21 protein-coding genes are annotated in these 18087 nt (G+C 46.5%); 11 read left to right on the top strand and 10 right to left on the bottom strand.

All coding sequences use genetic code 11. From position 1 onward, the window contains the following. Positions 1–42: 42 nt before the first annotated feature. Genes M1D72_RS10780 through bepA form a run of 4 tightly spaced genes read right to left on the bottom strand, consistent with a single transcriptional unit; the run spans position 43 to position 2877 of the window. Complete coding sequence (locus M1D72_RS10780; RefSeq protein WP_456296869.1) at positions 43–468, bottom strand: DUF2069 domain-containing protein; 426 nt, start codon at positions 466–468, stop codon at positions 43–45. A gap of 12 nt (positions 469–480) precedes the next feature. After that, positions 481–1056, bottom strand: a complete 576-nt coding sequence (wrbA, locus tag M1D72_RS10785; RefSeq protein WP_456296870.1) for an NAD(P)H:quinone oxidoreductase — start codon at positions 1054–1056, stop codon at positions 481–483. After that, on the bottom strand, positions 1053–1397 hold the full coding sequence (arsC, locus tag M1D72_RS10790; RefSeq protein WP_390191114.1) for an arsenate reductase (glutaredoxin): 345 nt from the start codon (positions 1395–1397) through the stop codon (positions 1053–1055). The genes wrbA and arsC overlap by 4 nt, the downstream gene beginning before the upstream one ends. A gap of 25 nt (positions 1398–1422) precedes the next feature. Continuing rightward, positions 1423–2877 (bottom strand): beta-barrel assembly-enhancing protease, encoded by a 1455-nt coding sequence (bepA, locus tag M1D72_RS10795; RefSeq protein ID WP_456297384.1) that lies wholly within the window; start codon positions 2875–2877, stop codon positions 1423–1425. Between the two features lie 215 nt (positions 2878–3092). Here bepA and M1D72_RS10800 point away from each other — a divergent pair, with 215 nt between their 5' ends. From M1D72_RS10800 to M1D72_RS10810, 3 genes are all read left to right on the top strand, one after another. After that, entirely contained in the window at positions 3093–3326 is a 234-nt protein-coding gene (locus tag M1D72_RS10800) for a sulfurtransferase TusA family protein (RefSeq protein WP_456296871.1), read from the top strand. Continuing rightward, positions 3319–4389 (top strand): AI-2E family transporter, encoded by a 1071-nt coding sequence (locus M1D72_RS10805; protein WP_390191111.1) that lies wholly within the window; start codon positions 3319–3321, stop codon positions 4387–4389. Before M1D72_RS10800 ends, M1D72_RS10805 begins: the two co-directional genes overlap by 8 nt. 159 nt (positions 4390–4548) lie before the next feature. Beyond that, a complete protein-coding gene (locus tag M1D72_RS10810; RefSeq protein WP_456296872.1) occupies positions 4549–6420 on the top strand; it encodes a methyl-accepting chemotaxis protein in 1872 nt (623 codons plus the stop codon). 68 nt (positions 6421–6488) lie between these two features. Here M1D72_RS10810 and bcp read toward each other — a convergent pair whose 3' ends face one another. Beyond that, positions 6489–6962 (bottom strand): thioredoxin-dependent thiol peroxidase, encoded by a 474-nt coding sequence (gene bcp, locus M1D72_RS10815; RefSeq protein ID WP_456296873.1) that lies wholly within the window; start codon positions 6960–6962, stop codon positions 6489–6491. A 12-nt stretch (positions 6963–6974) separates the two neighbouring features. Further along, complete coding sequence (locus M1D72_RS10820) at positions 6975–7517, bottom strand: glycine cleavage system protein R (protein ID WP_456296874.1); 543 nt, start codon at positions 7515–7517, stop codon at positions 6975–6977. A 364-nt stretch (positions 7518–7881) separates the two neighbouring features. Here M1D72_RS10820 and dapA point away from each other — a divergent pair, with 364 nt between their 5' ends. Beyond that, a complete protein-coding gene (gene dapA / locus M1D72_RS10825; RefSeq protein WP_390191104.1) occupies positions 7882–8760 on the top strand; it encodes a 4-hydroxy-tetrahydrodipicolinate synthase in 879 nt (292 codons plus the stop codon). A gap of 78 nt (positions 8761–8838) precedes the next feature. After that, positions 8839–9867 (top strand): outer membrane protein assembly factor BamC, encoded by a 1029-nt coding sequence (gene bamC / locus M1D72_RS10830; RefSeq protein ID WP_456296875.1) that lies wholly within the window; start codon positions 8839–8841, stop codon positions 9865–9867. Positions 9868–9927: 60 nt separating this feature from the next. Here bamC and M1D72_RS10835 read toward each other — a convergent pair whose 3' ends face one another. Genes M1D72_RS10835 through M1D72_RS10850 form a run of 4 tightly spaced genes read right to left on the bottom strand, consistent with a single transcriptional unit; the run spans position 9928 to position 12296 of the window. Beyond that, positions 9928–10113 (bottom strand): DUF2897 family protein, encoded by a 186-nt coding sequence (locus tag M1D72_RS10835; protein WP_390191100.1) that lies wholly within the window; start codon positions 10111–10113, stop codon positions 9928–9930. 2 nt (positions 10114–10115) lie between these two features. Continuing rightward, a complete protein-coding gene (locus tag M1D72_RS10840) occupies positions 10116–10796 on the bottom strand; it encodes a M15 family metallopeptidase (RefSeq protein WP_456296876.1) in 681 nt (226 codons plus the stop codon). 3 nt (positions 10797–10799) lie between these two features. Continuing rightward, on the bottom strand, positions 10800–11933 hold the full coding sequence (dapE, locus tag M1D72_RS10845; RefSeq protein ID WP_456296877.1) for a succinyl-diaminopimelate desuccinylase: 1134 nt from the start codon (positions 11931–11933) through the stop codon (positions 10800–10802). Between the two features lie 15 nt (positions 11934–11948). Then, entirely contained in the window at positions 11949–12296 is a 348-nt protein-coding gene (locus tag M1D72_RS10850; RefSeq protein ID WP_456296878.1) for an ArsC family reductase, read from the bottom strand. A gap of 204 nt (positions 12297–12500) precedes the next feature. Between M1D72_RS10850 and M1D72_RS10855 the strand changes: the two genes are divergently transcribed. The 6 genes from M1D72_RS10855 to M1D72_RS10880 all read left to right on the top strand — a co-directional run bounded on the left by M1D72_RS10855 (position 12501) and on the right by M1D72_RS10880 (position 18050). Further along, on the top strand, positions 12501–12788 hold the full coding sequence (locus M1D72_RS10855) for a winged helix-turn-helix domain-containing protein (RefSeq protein WP_390191092.1): 288 nt from the start codon (positions 12501–12503) through the stop codon (positions 12786–12788). A gap of 242 nt (positions 12789–13030) precedes the next feature. Continuing rightward, complete coding sequence (gene nifH, locus M1D72_RS10860; RefSeq protein ID WP_456296879.1) at positions 13031–13912, top strand: nitrogenase iron protein; 882 nt, start codon at positions 13031–13033, stop codon at positions 13910–13912. A 56-nt stretch (positions 13913–13968) separates the two neighbouring features. Next, positions 13969–15435, top strand: coding sequence for a nitrogenase molybdenum-iron protein alpha chain (gene nifD / locus M1D72_RS10865; RefSeq protein ID WP_456296880.1), 1467 nt, complete (start codon positions 13969–13971; stop codon positions 15433–15435). 63 nt (positions 15436–15498) lie between these two features. Further along, positions 15499–17070, top strand: a complete 1572-nt coding sequence (nifK, locus tag M1D72_RS10870; RefSeq protein WP_456296881.1) for a nitrogenase molybdenum-iron protein subunit beta — start codon at positions 15499–15501, stop codon at positions 17068–17070. 65 nt (positions 17071–17135) lie between these two features. Beyond that, positions 17136–17357, top strand: a complete 222-nt coding sequence (gene nifT / locus M1D72_RS10875; protein ID WP_456296882.1) for a putative nitrogen fixation protein NifT — start codon at positions 17136–17138, stop codon at positions 17355–17357. Between the two features lie 24 nt (positions 17358–17381). After that, positions 17382–18050 (top strand): NifB/NifX family molybdenum-iron cluster-binding protein, encoded by a 669-nt coding sequence (locus M1D72_RS10880; protein WP_456296883.1) that lies wholly within the window; start codon positions 17382–17384, stop codon positions 18048–18050. Positions 18051–18087 lie beyond the last annotated feature (37 nt).

Here is an 18087-nt window from a genome sequence, read left to right on the forward strand (position 1 = left end):
AAAAAGAGCCTTTCGGCTCTTTTTTATATCAACATAACGTGGTTAACGATCTTCAAAAGATTGTTTTTCGCGTTTTTCCACTTCTGACAGCTTCGTCAACTTCATGCCCAACTCCTTACCGCGTTTACGTGCATAGACGGTATTTCCGATAAAGGCGCAAAACGTCAGCATTAGCTCAATGGCTGCCAACCAACGTTCGCCGTTATCAACGTATAACAGCGTTAATGCATGTAAGAAATAGAGCATCAAGACAAAATTCGCCCAAGCATGGGTATAAGGTTTTCCGGCCAGAATACCGGGCAGGGGCAGAAGCAACGGTATACACCAAGCGATCGCTAAGGAGAGGCTACTGAGGTGCGGGTGAGGAGAAACGAACAGTTGCCATAAGGCGACCCATGCCAGTAACCCCAAGTTTCCGACCAACGCCAATAAGCGATAGTTGCGCGTAGATGGTTGCATGTCACTCATGCTTGAGTCCTCTTACTCTTGAGCCAATTTTTTAGCGGTTTGTGCTAAGCGCTTACCCAAGTTCTGAGCGAGTTCGCTCTCTTGTTGACTAAGCCCACTGTGTTGGTTGTTGGCATGGGCTGAGGCGCCATAGGGAGTACCGCCACTGCGGGTTGTATGTAGGCTTGGCTCGCTATAGGGAATCCCGAGCACCATCATTCCGTGATGCAGTAGTGGGTACATCATCGTTTGCAGTGTCGTCTCTTGTCCTCCGTGTAAACTGGATGACGAAGTAAATACACATGCTGGTTTATCAATGAGTGAACCAGAGACCCAAAGCTCGGTGGTTTTATCCCAAAAATGTTTCAGCGGCGCTGCCATGTTCCCAAACCAGACTGGGCTTCCCATGGCTAAACCATGGCAGTGCTTGAGTTCACTGGGGGTGATGAGCGGGTCATCAGGCGGTGGGCTCTCAACCTCTATTTCTGCCACGCAGCGCAAAAGCGCTTCACACTCAGCAACCGATTCAACCCCTCTTGCAATTTGACGAGCCAGCGCCCGGGTTGATCCATGTCGACTGTAATACAGTACGACAATTTGATAGCTCATAAAATCTCAAGAACCTGCTCTGGTGGGCGGCCAAGTTTGGCTTTGCCTTGGTTAACGACAATAGGGCGCTCAATCAATTTAGGATGACTGGTCATGGCTTCAAACAGTTGCTCATCGTTGGCATCTGCCAGGTTGAGCTCTTTGTATTCTGCTTCTTTTGTACGCATCATTGCGCGTACATTATCCACGCCGAGTTGAGTATAAAGAGTTTTGAGTTGTTCAACACTTGGCGGCGTTTCAAGATACTTTACGACTTCAGGGGTGATATTTTTCTGCTCTAAAAGCGCAAGGGTCTCGCGGCTTTTAGAACAACGAGGGTTGTGATAAATAACGACAGACATGTGGGTTTTCTCCTAAATATTATTGTTATTGCAGGGCCATAAAGCGGTCACGTTGTGACATTAATTGGTCAATGCGTGCGTCATAACGTGCCTGTTCTAGGCTACCTAAATCGGCAAGTTTACTGGCTTGCGTATAATACTGAATCGCTTTATTCCAATCCGCTTTTAAGGCCAGAATTTCACCTCGTGCCGCGAGGTCTTCTTGACTTTTCCCTAGGTGGGAATTGGCTTCTGAAAGTAGGTGCCAGCCATTAAGGTCATCAGGATTATCATGGGTATAACGCTGAAGCACTTTCACGGCTTGTTGGTTTTTACTGTCTTCAATTAAGCTGTTGGCATAATTAATTGTCAGTACCGAGTTTTTCGGATTCACTTTCAGTGCGGTTTCTAACAGCGATTGTGCTTTTTGATACTCTTTTTTACCTAAGTAAAGATCGGTCGCTGCATCAAGGTAAAAGTTATTGTTTGGATCCTGTTTGAGCAACGCTTCAAGCATGGGTTGCGCTTTATCAAAGTCACGCTTATCGAGGTACACCAAAGCTCGACCATAATCAAAAGCGGGCTTTAATTGCTGACTTGCGCCTTTTTCTGCTCGATTAAACCAGTCTAGCGCTGCCTCACCATTGATGCCTGCATACCGAGCGACAATTCGTGAACGTGTTAAATGATAACTCAACGATGGTGATAAGTGTTTCTCAGGATAACTGGCAGCGCGCGCTCGGCTATCGGTGATACGCGCTTCGGGAAGCGGGTGGGTGAGTAACATCGGAGGTGGTGTACTGGCATAACGGTATTCATCCGCTAGACGGCCAAAAAATCTTGGCATCGCCTGCGCTTCAAAGCCCGCTTTAGCCAAAGTGGCGATACCAAATCGATCGGCTTCTTGTTCATTCGAGCGGGTATAGTTAATTTGACTTTGTGCATTACCTGCGGTGGTCGCTGTCATTGCGGCAATACCCGCTTCAGGCGCCGCAATGGCCAACAATAGTGAACCGGCAAGTGCGGCCAAGGTTGCTGGCGAACGGCGAGCCTGGTCTTCCATGCTTCGAGCTAAATGGCGCTGCGTGATATGGGCAATTTCATGCGCCATGACCGAGGCTAATTCACTTTCGGATTTGGCGTGCAAAAACAAACCGGAATGCAACGCAACGTATCCGCCGAAAAAGGCAAAGGCGTTGATGTTACGGTCACGGATCATAAAGAAAGTAAATGGCGTTTTGACATCATTGGCATTGGCAACCAAGCGATGACCTAAACTCTCGATGTACTCATTTATCACCGGATCACTGATGATGGGCTGGCTATTGCGTAACATGCGCATATACGCGTCACCGTATTGACGTTCTTGAGCAATGGTCAATGTGCCGCTTGCCGCGGTACCGATATCGGGAAGATCAAGAGAGTTCGCTTGGCTTGGCAGCGCTGGCGATAGAGCGGTTACGATGCACAAGTAAAGTAACGAGCGAGTGCGTTTCAACATAGTATGAGTCATTGTCCTTTTCTTATTGAGGTTTGACATCACCGCAGCATTTTTGTTTCAAGCTATGAGTAAGCCTATGGGAAAGCTCGACAAATTTAAACAATAGACGTCAAATACACGCTTTGATGAGGGCGAGTAATTACTTGTGCTTTTCACTGACGCTATAGCAAAAACACTATACAATGTTGGCACTATGATAAGCATCAATCGACAGAATGAAACCCAATATTTTAGATTTACGTGATGAGCGTTGTCCGATGGCGTTATTACTTGCTAAACGTCACATTAATCACAGTGAACAGCAAGCATATACGCTTTGGGTTGGTGACAAATCTGCCAAAACAGATATCGTTAATTATCTTCATCTTCAGGGGTTTAAAGTAGAATGTACCCACATGGAAGGGTACTACTGTTTAGACGTGAGCAAAGGAAATTTATTGAATGTTTGACATGATCGTTCGCTGGTACAAACGGCGTTTTTCTGATCCTCATGCCGTGAGTCTCGTTGCGATACTCTTATTCGGGTTCATCATTATCTACTTTTTCGGTCATTTGATTGCGCCGTTATTAGTAGCGATTGTGCTCGCGTATTTGTTGGAGTGGCCCGTTGTTCAACTTGGACGGTTAGGCATTCCAAGAATGGTGGCGACCATTTTAGTCATCGTGACATTTACCAGTTTAATGGTACTGGCCGTGTTCGTCTTGGTTCCGACCATATGGCAACAGGTGGGAAATTTGCTCAATGATGTGCCAAGTATGTACAGCGGACTGCAAAAGTTCATCGCGTCGATTCCACAGCGATATCCTGAGCTGGCGAATTTACAGTTGGTCGAAACGGTGGTGGTGAATACCAAGAACCAAGTCATTCAGATGGGTGAAACCGTGGTTAAAGGCTCATTCGCCTCATTGATGAGCGTTGCCACTCTTGCTATTTACTTGGTATTAGTGCCGCTACTGGTATTCTTTTTACTTAAAGATAAGCAGCAGATGCTCAATATGGCCTCAGGCGTGTTGCCACGCAATCGTAAACTCGCGATGAAAGTGTGGTATGAGATGAACGATCAAATTACCAACTACATTCGTGGTAAAGCGTTGGAAATTTTAATCGTTGGGGTCGCAAGTTATATCACATTTGCTGTGTTGGATTTGCGTTACTCGGTGCTGCTCGCAGTGGCGGTTGGGTTATCGGTGTTAATTCCATACATCGGAGCGGCGGTGGTGACGGTACCTGTTGCGGTTGTCGGTTTGTTCCAGTGGGGGCTAACTCCTCCTTTTTATTGGTTATTATTGGCTTATGGCATCATCCAAGCTCTCGATGGCAATGTGTTGGTGCCTGTGTTGTTTTCCGAAGCGGTTAACTTGCATCCGGTCGCCATTATTGTTGCGGTGCTGGTGTTTGGCGGAATGTGGGGATTTTGGGGCGTATTCTTCGCCATTCCTCTTGCAACCTTAGTAAAAGCCGTATGGAATGCATTGCCAAGCCAAGAGGAAGAGCCGCAAGCGAACGGTTAGCCTTAACTTGCTCAGTCAATAACGCCCGTGATGCTGATTGGTATCACGGGCGTTTTTATTTAGTTGTAAGCAATTATGTCTATTAAATAAATATCTCTAAATTATATAAATTCATTACCGATATTAATAAAGAGTAAAGGAAGTATTGAAAGGAATGTTATGAGATTTAGTCAGAAGATTGTTACAGCTTCTTCGCTGTTGTTATTTGTTACGGTAAGTGTTCTTTCTCTTCATCAGATTTATACCCTAGACGATGAAATTCAGGGCGTTGTTGATACCAGCCTCAAAGAGTTGGTTGAATCCACTCGTGATACCGTCGATGCGCAAATTGAAGGGCGCAAAGCATTAGCTCAAGCGACGACAGAGCAATTGGCATTTATGCCGAATAATCGTGAGCATATCAAACGTGTGCTTGAATCACCCAAAATGAAAAGTGAATTTCTTGCCATCGGTTACGCGTTTGATAGCGATGGTAGCATGATCGAGAATGATGACGGTTGGACGCCGGGAGCGGATTACGATCCCAGAACTCGCCCTTGGTTTAAAGGCCCAAAGAATGCTCGAAAATTAACGGTGACTGCGCCTTATTTAGATATGGCTTCGAAAAAAATTATTGTGTCGATTGGTACACCTGTATATCAAGACGGACAATTTGTCGCGGGCATGTTTTACGATATCGAACTTTCTGGCTTGGCGGAGTTAATTAATAACGTCAATTTACTTAATGCCGGCAATTTACTTTTAATGACCGCAGATGGCACCACTATCGCCCATCCCGATACAGAAAAGAACGGCACCAAACTCGATACCTATCTTCCTGGGCTCAATATCCAACCCGGGATGCAAAGCTATGAGCTAGAAGGCAAAGAGTACCTCGTTTTCTTTGCCAAACTGTCCACAGAAGATTGGTATGTCGGCGCTTTGGTTGATCCTGATATCGCTTTTGCTGCGGTCGATCATATGGCAATTAACTCCTTGATATATGGTGTTGTTGGTATCGTCATCAGTCTTATTTTGCTCGGCGTGCTGATCAAATACCTAATGGGGCCGCTGCGTGCACTGAACAGCGCGATTCAAGATGTTGCCTCAGGGCAAGGGGATTTAACCAAGCGTTTAAATACTAATACCGACAAAGAGTTTGCAGAGCTTGCTGATGGCTTTAACCGTTTTTCTGAAACACTACAAAAACAGATTAGCCAGTCCAAAGAAATTGGTGCGGAGATTTTACGTGGCACGGAAATGACCGTTGCTGGGGCCCAAGAGTCAGCCCATGCCATGCGCAGTCAGTTAATGGAATTGGAGCAACTGGCGACAGCAATGCATGAGATGTCAGTGACCGCTTCTGACGTCGCGAATAATGCCCAAAGTGCAGTAGCCGCGGCGAAAGAGGCAGAAGAAGCAACCAATGAAGGGTCTAACGTGGTCAGTGATACCACGGAGTCCATCAACGCTCTGTCTGCACGGATCGACCAAGCGGTAGAAGAAGTGCAAGGCTTGGAATCGGCAACCGCTAATATTGAAACCATATTGGAAGTCATCAATGACATTGCTGATCAAACCAATTTGCTTGCATTGAATGCAGCGATTGAAGCGGCTCGAGCTGGGGAATCGGGGCGTGGTTTTGCGGTGGTTGCTGATGAAGTTCGAACCTTGGCGAGCCGAACTCAACAATCGACCACTGAAATCCGTACCATGATCGAGCAACTACAATCTGGTGCGAAGTCTGTGTCTGACGCGATGACAGAGAGCAAACACACAGCCGTTTCGGCGGTAGATAATTCGCAAGCGGCGAATATCGCCTTGGAGCGGATTGGCAGTGCGATTATGCGAATCACGGAGATGAACACCCAAATTGCGGCCGCGGCTGAGCAACAGAGTTTGGTTGCCGAAGAGATCAACACCAATACGGTGAAGATTAAAGACTTATCGACTCAAGTGGCGGAAACGACCGAAAATTCGAGCATCGCAATGCAAGCGCAAACGGAAAATGTCCGTGAGCAAGATGCCGTGCTCAACAAGTTCATTGTTTAGTCACCTTAGGTGGTGGGGGACAAAAAAGGCCAGTCAATGACTGGCCTTTTTTCATTAACCTTGAAGTTTTATTGGGCGTTTTCTTTTAGATAGTTTAAAACCACTTCATGGTGGTCTTTGGTTTTGAACTTATTAAACACATGTTCAATCACACCCTCTTCATTAATTAAGAAGCTAATGCGGTGAAGACCATCGTAGACTTTGCCCATGAATTTCTTCTCGCCCCATACGCCAAATTGCTCTGCTACGGCGTGGTCTTCATCGGAAAGTAGCGTGAAGTTGAGATTATCACGCTCAATGAACTTCCCTAGGCGTTTGACCGGGTCAATGCTCACACCAAGCACGACAACATTGTGCTCAGCCAACTCTGCGTTCACATCACGCAGACCTTGCGCTTGAACGGTACAACCTGGGGTCATGGCTTTTGGGTAAAAATAGAAAAGAACTTTTTTGCCTTTGAAGTCGTCAAGTTTGACGGTGTTGCCATCTTGGTCTGGCAATGCAAATGCCGGTGCTGGTGTACCCGCAGTTAACGTATTCATGAGGATTCCTTTTTATTGACTGTTCTTTATGAAGTTAAGTGAGCCCTGAACGCTTAGTTGCTGACACAATGCGTCGAACTCTTCTTGTAATTGCATCAAGTTACATGAGTCATCGACCGTCGCGGTAATGGCAATGTGAAATTGATCCGTGATCTGCTGAATTTTCTTCTTATCAATAGTTTGCGCACTAAGCGATGACAAACCTATTCCTTTCGCAGCAAAAAAACGGGTGAATTTCTCTGTCAGCCCGACTTGGTCATCTGATTCGATAAACACTTCGATGGTATAGGTATTATCGAGTGGCTCATGCTGTGAGGTCCGCTTCATCATGGTAATCAGGTCATGCTCTTGCCCGAGCAAGGGCAACAGGGTTTCAACCTTAGCTAAGGCATTGCTATTACCGTTGACGAGCATAATCAGAGTGAATTCATTGCCGAAAATCGCGATGCGGCTATCGACAATATTGCATCCTGATTGTGTGACCAAACTGACGACTTCGTTACAGATGCCTGGGCGGTCAGCACCGACTGCGGTGATCACCATGTGCTGAATCATAGTTGAGCTCTTAAGGTTGTTAACTTGATTGACGATAGCTTAGCACACATCGGCTGGAGATGAAGGCTTGCTGAGTGATTTGTAACTGATTCTCAACCGAGAAAAACTCAATACGAACAAAGATATAGCGGCAACAGTACGATTAATTGTTGGGTGTGATAAGCACGCGCTGAAGCCTTGGTGTGGTCAATGGTTTTGGTTTGACGTGAAGCTGACACCCAAAGGCAAAGAAAGTGTAATTTGCCAGAGCTCTAACATTCGGCAAATATTCAGCAAAATAGATGGCTTGAGCGCTTGGAATCGCTTGTTTTTATTAATCGCCTTACAGTACCATGCAAGAAGCAAAAAAATGAGGGAGAGAGACATGTTTTCAGGAAGTATCGTAGCGTTAATTACACCATTCACTCAAGACGGCGAAGTGGACTACGCGAGCTTGAAGAAATTGGTGGATTATCATGTAGACGCTGGAAGCGATGGCATTGTTGCTGTTGGCACGACAGGGGAGTCAGCGACGCTTACGATTGAAGAGCACGTCAAAGTGGTATCCAAAACCGTTGAGTTTGCTGAAGGTCGTATTCCTGTGATTGCAGGAACGGGGGCAAATGCAACTCATGAATCGGTGACCTTTAGTCGTCTCCTAAATAATTCAGGTATTGCCGGTTGCTTAAGTGTGACACCTTACTACAACAAACCAACGCAAGAAGGTTTATACCTGCACTACAAAGCAATCGCTGAAGAAAGCGATGTTCCGCAAATTCTTTATAACGTTCCAGGCCGCACTGCTGTTGATTTGCACCCTGACACGGTTGCTCGTTTATCAGAGATCGAAAACATCGTTGCGCTTAAAGATGCGACCGGAGATTTAAGCCGAGTGCAAATTCATCGTGAACTTTGTGGCGAAGATTTTATCTTACTAAGTGGTGACGACTCGACTGGCTTGGAATTTGTCAAAGCAGGCGGTCAAGGCGTTATCTCTGTAACCAACAATATTGCGGCTGCAGATATGGCGACCATGCTTAGATTGGCACGTGAAGGCAAGTTCGAAGAAGCAGAGGTGATCAACCAACGTTTGATGCCACTGCACAAGAATTTGTTTATTGAATCAAGCCCAATTCCTGTTAAGTGGGCAGCTCATCAACTTGGGCTGATTGAACACGGTTCATTGCGTTTGCCTTTGACAGTATTGTCTGAAAAAGTACAACCCGTTGTTGCACAAGCGATGAAACAGGCGGGCATCGCGTAGTACAATCATCGCAAAGTACAGTGAACAGTTAAGTGCCGAAGCTCGTTGCTTCGGCCTTTAGGTTTCTTAGGAGTTTCAATGAAGTTTTCTCGTCAGCTAGTTGTAAGTACACTGGCTGTTGTTGTTTTAAGTGCATGTTCAAGTAGCCCGACGCAGCGTCGTCAGGCGAAAGATGATTTTGAGTACCTTGATACTCCAGCGTTGCGTAGTTGGCAGAGCCCTCAAGGCGTGAAATACCAATACTATGCAAATTATCAGATTCCAGAAGGGGATTTTCAGGGGGGTATTGGCCGAGACGTTGACATTCGTCCGCCTCAGCAAGTACTCGAATTAATCCCCGGAGCCCGTTCCGAGCGTAAAGATGGCGAAGTGACTTTGTGGTTACTGCGTCAAGACGAGCTGGATAAAGTGTGGCAAACAGCACTGGAACTGGTGAAAGAAAACGACATCAATGTGCGTGAACAATCCAGTGATAGCCTTGAAACCGAGTGGGTAACATGGCAGTCAGAAGATGAAGAGAGTGAAATTGGCAGTCGTTATCGAATGACCAAATTTAACGATGGCGGCCAATACGGCTTTCGTATCTCTTTAATTGATTGGCGCGAAGGTGGCAAGCGCATGCCGGTGACCACCACCAGTAAAGAGCGTTACAATGCCTTAATGACGAATCTCGTGACGGCTCGCTATGACAGTGATATGCGTGCGGAAGCCGCGCGACAAGCTCAGGAGCAACTGAAGCAGATTCCGATCACCATGGGTTCTGACCGCAGTGGATTCCCTGTCATCATTGCTCGTACGCCTTACAATGCGCTGTGGCAACGTATTCCAACGCTTTTGCCAACCATGGGCTTTAGTGTGGAAGAGCGTAATCAATCTCAAGGTACTGTCAAAGCGAAGTACTCTTCACCCGATGATGAGTTCTGGAATGAGGTTGGTGTTAAACCGATTAACCTCAAGGGCGGTACGTACACGTTCTTGTTGGGGGATTTAGGTAACCGTACTTCGATTAACATTACTGACAGCAATGGTAAGCCAGTGGAAGAAGCGGTGCTTAAAGATATGGTGCCTGTCCTTGCGGCAATAACTCGTCAAACCGCAGAGCAGTAATGGCAGAAAGATAAAGAGAAAAAGGGGCGAATGCCCCTTTTTTTATGCTCTGATTTTACTTTATTTGTCTGTTTTTTCGTGATGCTCAGTGGCTTTTTTATCCAGTTCGTTGAGCTTATCAAGATCGCTTTTTCGTTGACGTTGCCCCACTGTCATATTCGCGGTGTATTTTAGCGCAGCAATATTGCCGACGACGACGCATACCACGATAATTACAATTACCCACGGGTTAAACAGAAAATCCATACTCACCTCTCTCGATGAATATTGGCGATATAGTCAGTGTAGATCGAATCCAGATGATTGAGCACATACTCACTGCCAAGGTAAGGCATTTGCTTGATCTCTAGAGCTAAACACTCGGGAGTCAGCGCATCAAGGCATTGAGTAGCGGTGTGATAGTGACTAATGTGCCATGGCTCTGGGGCGACGCCTCCTAAGTCCTGCTGGTAAGGAAAGAAAAAACCAAAGTTGTTCAGGTTGTCTTTGAGCCAACAATAAAACGCGTGCTGATGACCACTTAAATACTCCCATGGTTCGAGTTTAAGTGTCTCACCACTGGGTAGCGCACGGCGGTCAAAGACATCAAAGTCACTGCCCCAGTGATGGCGACTTGCCCCCGGAAGTGCTGACCAACGCAAAATAGCTTGTACCTTTTGCGCTTCACTCAGTTGACTGGGCTCTAACGGTTGACTGGCATGATCCAAAATTGCGCTGTGCCCAGACATTTTGTTGTTCCAGATGGTGGTTTGGCGCTGATAGTCGCGAAAGCCACTGGCAATATTAAATACAAACCCTGCGTCATCGGCTGCGGCTTTTAATGCGAGGAGATCGTCGCTTACTTGCTGGTGGATTAAGAACGACTTTTGCCCCACTAAGGTGGGGCATAAATGGCGTTCACTTTTTCCGGTCAGCTCAGATGGGGTCATTATTTATCCCAATAGGTTTTCCAATGTTTTTTCGTACATATCAGTGAGTTTTTCCAAATCACTGATATTCACGCACTCATTCACTTTGTGAATCGTGGCATTGACAGGGCCAAGTTCCACAACTTGAGCGCCCATTTTAGCGATAAAGCGCCCATCTGATGTACCGCCAGTCGTCAGCAACTCGGGCTCTTTATGATTCACATCGGCAACGGCTTTTACCACCGCTGTAAGTAGGTCACCGGTATCCGTCAAGAACGGATGCCCGCTGAGTGTCCATTTCAGATCATAATCTAAGCCGTGCGCATCGAGTGTTGAATGAACGCGGCTTTTAATTTCGTCAGCGGTCAATTCGGTGCTGAAACGGAAATTAAATTGCACATCAAACTCGCCAGGAATGACGTTGGAGGCGCCGGTACCAGCGGCTAAGTTTGGAATCTGAAAACTGGTTGGTGGGAAGAACTCGTTGCCATCATCCCATTTGGTAGTGGCCAACTGTGCCAACGCAGGTAACGCATTATGGACTGGGTTATTGGCAAGGTGTGGGTAGGCCACATGGCCTTGCGTGCCTTTCACTCGTAAATCACCGGTGATCGAACCACGGCGCCCATTTTTGACCACATCACCAACAAAATGTGTACTTGATGGCTCGCCGACAATACACATATCAATGGTTTCATCACGTGCCATTAAGGTGTCTACCACGCGAGTGGTGCCGTTGATAAACGGCCCCTCTTCATCCGAGGTGATCAAAAAAGCAATAGAGCCTTTATGATTGGGGTTTTGCTCAATAAAACGTTCAACGGCAATCACCATCGCTGCCAAAGAGCCTTTCATATCGGCTGCGCCGCGACCATGTAGCTGACCATCAATCACGGTTGGACGAAATGGCGGGGTATGCCATTGGTCTACAGGCCCTGCAGGCACGACATCAGTGTGACCTGCGAACGCGAAGAGAGGGGCTTCAGTACCACGGCGAGCCCAGAAGTTTGTAGTATCTTCAAACACCATAGTTTCGATGGTGAATCCCAACGCTTTTAGGCGCTCTATCATCATCTCTTGGCAACCTGCATCTTCAGGTGTTACCGATTGGCGGCTAATGAGATCTTTGGCGAGCGCCAAAACCGGACTGTCTGTCATCCTTGAATTCCTTTATTAGGCAAAAATTTGTTCGTATTGCTGAGCTTTAAAGCCCAGATGATATTGACCATCAACCACTAAAATCGGACGTTTAATCATCGCGGGTTGTTCCACGAGAAGTGGCATCGCGCTCGTTTCGTCAAGTGTCTCTTTTTGCTCTGCACTCAGTTGACGGTAAGTGGTTCCGCGTTTGTTGAGGACATTTTCCCAGCCAAGCTGAGAGCAAAATGTGCTCACCATTTCGGCATCAACCCCTTGTTTGCGGTAGTCATGAAATTGATATTCAATCTCCTGGCTTTCGAGCCACTTTTTAGCTTTTTTGATCGTATCGCAATTGGCAATGCCGTACATAGTAATGGCCATAATCATCCTTTATCTACACTGATGTTTTTATTGTCTCAGCATCCTAACAGGAAGCGCTTAAGGAGACAAAATACACGCCAAAGTTTTTATTTGATCGAAAATTAACAGCAAATACCCCTACCGAATGGAGTGTTATTGATCAAACGCAACACATGGCAAGGCAAAACAGAAATAATAACTTTGGAGATCTTTAGGGAGGTATCAATGGAGTTGAGTCCTGTTTTTGCCAGGCGTCTATATCTGGCGTTGTTAGTCGAAAATCTGGAGCGGCCAAATGTGCCGAAACTGATTGAACAAACGGGGTGGCCACGTCGTACCATTCAAGATGTCATCAAGGCCCTTCCGGGAATTGGTATCGAATTGATGTTTATTCAAGACGGGCGACGCCACAACGATGGGTATTATCAATTATCTGATTGGGGGCCGTTTGACAGCCAGTGGGTGAGTGAACGCCAGTCCGATATTGCGGCGACGTTGGGCTTTCATGCTTAACGTCGTATATCCAGTTTCAGTATAAAAAGTCAGCCTTGGGCTGACTTTTTCTTTTCTACAACGGCGATTTTTTTGCCCTCACAAACCTACAAAGCCATGTTGCAAAGCTGACAATGTCGCAAATAGAGCGAACAATGGCGATAGCGACTATTTCTAAGTTTATGATTTTTATCTATTAATTTTTTGGTGTGAATTTCGCACACAAGGTCCATGAGTCTTATTTAACTTTAAGGAGAAAGACCATGGCAATTCGTCAATGTGCGATTTATGGAAAAGGTGGTATCGGTAAATCAACCACAACTCAAAACTTAGTAGCAGCGCTCGCTGAACTTGGCAAAAAAGTCATGATCGTCGGCTGTGACCCAAAAGCAGATTCAACACGTTTGATCCTGCACTCTAAAGCGCAAAGCACCATTATGGAAATGGCGGCAGAACAAGGTTCTGTTGAGGATATTGAGCTTGAAGACGTGCTTAAAGTCGGATACGGCGATGTTCGTTGCGTGGAGTCAGGCGGTCCTGAGCCAGGTGTGGGTTGTGCCGGTCGTGGTGTTATTACCGCAATCAACTTCCTAGAAGAAGAAGGTGCGTATGAAGATGACCTCGACTTCGTGTTCTACGACGTATTGGGTGACGTTGTATGTGGTGGTTTCGCGATGCCAATTCGTGAAAACAAAGCGCAAGAAATCTACATCGTTTGTTCTGGTGAGATGATGGCAATGTACGCCGCAAATAACATTTCAAAAGGGATTTGTAAGTATGCCGCTACCGGTGGTGTTCGTCTTGCTGGTCTTATTTGTAACTCTCGTAATACAGACCGTGAGGATGAATTGATTGAAGCACTGGCTGAGAAAATCGGTACTCAAATGATCCACTTCGTTCCACGTGACAACATTGTTCAACGTGCTGAAATTCGCCGTATGACAGTGATTGAGTATGACCCAACCTGCAAACAAGCCGATGAATATCGCACCCTTGCGAAGAAAATCATCGACAACGAATTGTTTGTGATTCCAGAGCCATCAACCATGGATGAACTGGAAGAGCTATTGATGGAATTCGGCATCATTGATGAAGAAGATGAATCCATCATCGGTAAAACCGCCAGTGAAGAAGCAGTGGCATAACTTCAGCGCACTGGCGTTGACCTGATATACAACGATATCTGGAGGCAAGGATGTCAATGAATAAGCAAGAGACCCAAGCGATCATTGATGAGGTGTTGGAGGTCTATCCTGAGGTAGCTCGCGAAGACCGACAAAAGCACTTAACCGTCAATGACCCTTCAAGCGAAGGCAGCAAATGTATCACCTCTAACCGTAAATCATTACCGGGCGTAATGACCGTCCGTGGCTGTGCGTATGCAGGCTCGAAAGGGGTAGTGTGGGGGCCAGTAAAAGATATGATTCATATCTCTCATGGTCCGATTGGATGCGGTCAATACTCACGTGCAGGCCGTCGTAACTATTATGTGGGCCATACTGGTATCGACAGTTTTGGCACCATGAACTTCACCACTGATTTCCAAGAGCGTGACATCGTATTTGGTGGTGACAAAAAACTCTCGGCAGCATTGGATGAGCTGAATGAGTTATTTCCTTTGGTCAAAGGCTATTCCGTGCAATCGGAATGTCCGGTGGGTTTGATCGGGGATGATATCGAAGCGGTAGCTCGTACCAAGTCAAAAGAGTTGGAGAAAAAAGTGGTGCCTGTCCGCTGTGAAGGCTTCCGCGGTGTTTCTCAGTCACTGGGTCACCACATTGCGAACGATACCATTCGTGACTATGTACTTGATGCTCCTGACAGTGTCGAGTTTGAAACCACAGATTATGATGTCGCGATTATTGGTGACTACAACATCGGTGGCGATGCTTGGTCTTCTCGTATCATTCTCGAAGACATGGGGCTGCGCGTGGTCGCTCAATGGTCTGGTGACGGCACGTTGCCGGAAATGGAAGCGACACCGAAAGTCAAACTCAACTTGGTGCACTGTTACCGTTCGATGAACTACATCGTGCGTTATATGGAAGAAAAGCATGGCGTGCCATGGGTGGAATACAACCTGTTTGGTCCCACCAAAATTGTTGAATCTATGCGTAAGATAGCGGCGATGTTTGATGAAAAAATTCAAACCCAAACCGAAGAAGTCATCAAGCGTTATGAACAGCAATGGAATGCGGTGATTGAGAAGTATCGACCACGTCTTGAAGGCAAAAAAGTCATGCTTTATGTCGGTGGTTTGCGTCCGCGTCACATCATTGGTGCGTACGAAGATTTGGGCATGGAAATCGTCGGCGCTGGGTATGAGTTCGCGCACAACGATGACTACGTCAAAACCGTTCCAGAAATGAAAGACGCCACGTTGTTGATGGATGATGCTTCAAGCTATGAATTGGAAGAGTTTGTCAAAAAACTCAACCCTGATTTGATTGGCTCGGGTGTCAAAGAGAAGTACGTCTTCCAAAAAATGGGCTTCCCATTCCGTCAAATGCACAGCTGGGATTACTCAGGCCCTTATCACGGGGTCGATGGCTTTGCGATTTTTGCTCGCGATATGGACTTAACACTCAACAACCCTTGCTGGAACAAGATGAAAGCGCCTTGGCTTGTTGAAAAGGAATCTGACGTTGAATTAGCGCAAACCGCTTAAGAGACACGGAAGTAATTGACCGAACCATCGTTCACGCATGAGTGGCATGGTAGGAGAAACGTTATGACTCAAGATGTAGATGCAATAAAACCAGGTTTCCCACTGTTTAATCAGTCGGAATACCAAGAGATGATTGCTAAGAAGCAATCAGGTTTTGAACAACATGTGGATGAAGCCAAAGTTAAAGAAGTCTTCGATTGGACCACCACAGAAGAGTACAAGGAACTGAATTTTAAACGCAAGCACGTCACCATTGACCCTGCGAAAGCGTGTCAGCCACTAGGGAGCGTGCTGTGTGCCCTCGGATTTGAAAATACCCTGCCTTATGTACACGGCTCTCAAGGTTGTGTGGCGTATTTTCGAACCTACTTTAATCGTCACTTCAAAGAGCCGGTCGCTTGTGTGTCTGACTCAATGACGGAAGATGCGGCGGTATTTGGTGGTCAGAAAAACATGTTTGCTGGCCTGCAGAATGCTTATGCCTTGTACAAGCCTGAAATGATCGCAGTGTCCACCACCTGTATGGCGGAAGTGATTGGTGATGACTTGAATGCCTTTATCGGTAATGCCAAAAAAGAAGGGTATATTCCAGAAGATATCCCGACGCCATTTGCGCATACGCCAAGCTTTGTCGGCAGCCATGTCGCGGGCTGGGATGGCATGCTGGAAGGGGTTCTACGTTATTTCACCTTAAACGAAAAAGATCAAAACCAAGCTGGCAGTAATAACTCGATCAACATTGTTCCTGGCTTTGAAACCTATCTTGGTAACTACCGGGTTATTAAGCGCATGATGGAAGAAATGGGCGTTGAATACACCATGCTCTGTGACCCATCAGAAGTGCTTGATACGCCAGCTGATGGCGAATATCGCATGTACGCTGGTGGCACGAAAGTGGAAGATGTCAAACAAGCGCCAAATGCGAAAGCGACCTTGTTCTTGCAGCCTGATCAATCAGTGAAAAGCAGCAAGTTCATCAAAACCACTTGGGAGCAAGATGTGCCGGATGTCCACATTCCAATGGGATTGGATTGGACTGATGAGTTCGTAATGAAAGTGGCTGAAATCTCAGGTCAAGAGATTCCAGAATCGATTGTCAAAGAGCGCGGACGTTTGGTGGATATGATGACGGACTCGCACACTTGGTTACATGGGGTCTCGATTTCACTGTATGGCGATCCAGATTACTTGCTTGGCATGGTGAAATTCCTGTCTGAACTCGGCTGTGAAGTGAAACATGTCCTTTGTCATAACGCCAATAAACGCTGGCGTAAGAAAATGGAAGCGTTGTGCGCAGAGTCGCCATACACCAAAGATGCACAAGTGTTTATTGGTAAAGATTTATGGCATTTCCGCTCACTGATGTTTACCGAAAAACCGGATCTGATGATTGGTAACTCTTACGGTAAGTTCATCGAACGCGACACCTTTGCCAAAGGCCCAGAGTTTGAAGTTCCGTTGGTTCGAATTGGTTTCCCAATTTTTGACCGTCACCATCTGCACCGTGAAACCACGCTCGGGTATGAAGGCGGAATGTACATTCTCAAGACCTTGGTCAATGAAGTCCTCACTAAGCTTGACCGTGATACCAAAGTGATGGGTGTCACTGACTACGGCTTCGATTTGGTTCGATAACCTGATAGGCAGACCAGTACCGATTCGATGTGGTGCTGGTCTGCCATGCTTAGGAGAGCATCTTTATGGCAAATGTCATGATTCAGTATACCGAGCAAGGACGCTTGTCTTTGTACCTTGCAAAGAAAGATTTGGAAGAACATATCACCCGGGTTGAATTTGAAAGCGACGACAAATGGGGAGGCGAAATTGAGCTGGCGAATGGTGCCGCTTATTACGTTGACCCCGGCGCCAAACCCAGCTTTCCAATTTCGGTTCGAGCGCGGCGCCTTCGAGCGGCCGTTTAGCTAGGTGATAACAAGGAGGTCATCATGGATTCCATTGCGCTAAATGAGCATGTTGCGCTGCGCATCGGTCTTGCCGCAAAAGCATTAAAAGGGGTTGAGGTTAAATCTCTACTTGCGCTGTTAACCACCAATTTAGGTACGCCTTTAAGCGAAGAGAAATTAACGTCGTTGAGTCCGAAAAAATGGCGCTCAATGGCAGCCAAGCTTAGCAATGATTTTAGTCGCTATGACTTAGATAATGCTTATGCTGTGCTGTCGAGCCTCACAATTGGTGAAACAGATGAACCGACCATCAGCGACTATCAGCCGCTCAGTGAGCCGAGTTTAACGGTCGCCATCACCTCTAACCGTGAGCAACAACTCGATGGGCACTTTGGATCCTGTTTACGTATTTTGGTCTATCAGGTAAGTCAAAATACGCATCAACTGGTCGATGTTCGAAGTGTGAATACTCAGTTGAAAGGGGAAGAACGTTCGGTGTATTTGGTGTCATTACTGGAAGGATGTGATCTGCTGTTCACGCTTTCTATTGGCGGCCCTGCGGCAGCCAAAGTCACACGTGCGGGCGTTCATCCCGTTAAAGTAAAAGCGCCTTGTGCCAGTCAAATCCAATTAGAGGAGTTATCGGCCGTGTTGGCCAATAACCCACCTAAATGGCTCGCCAACAAACTGGCTCCGGCGATCCCTGCCTAATTATTAACTTGTGAATTGTCCTTTTGTCATTTCAGCC

Source organism: Vibrio sp. AK197 (assembly GCF_053903115.1).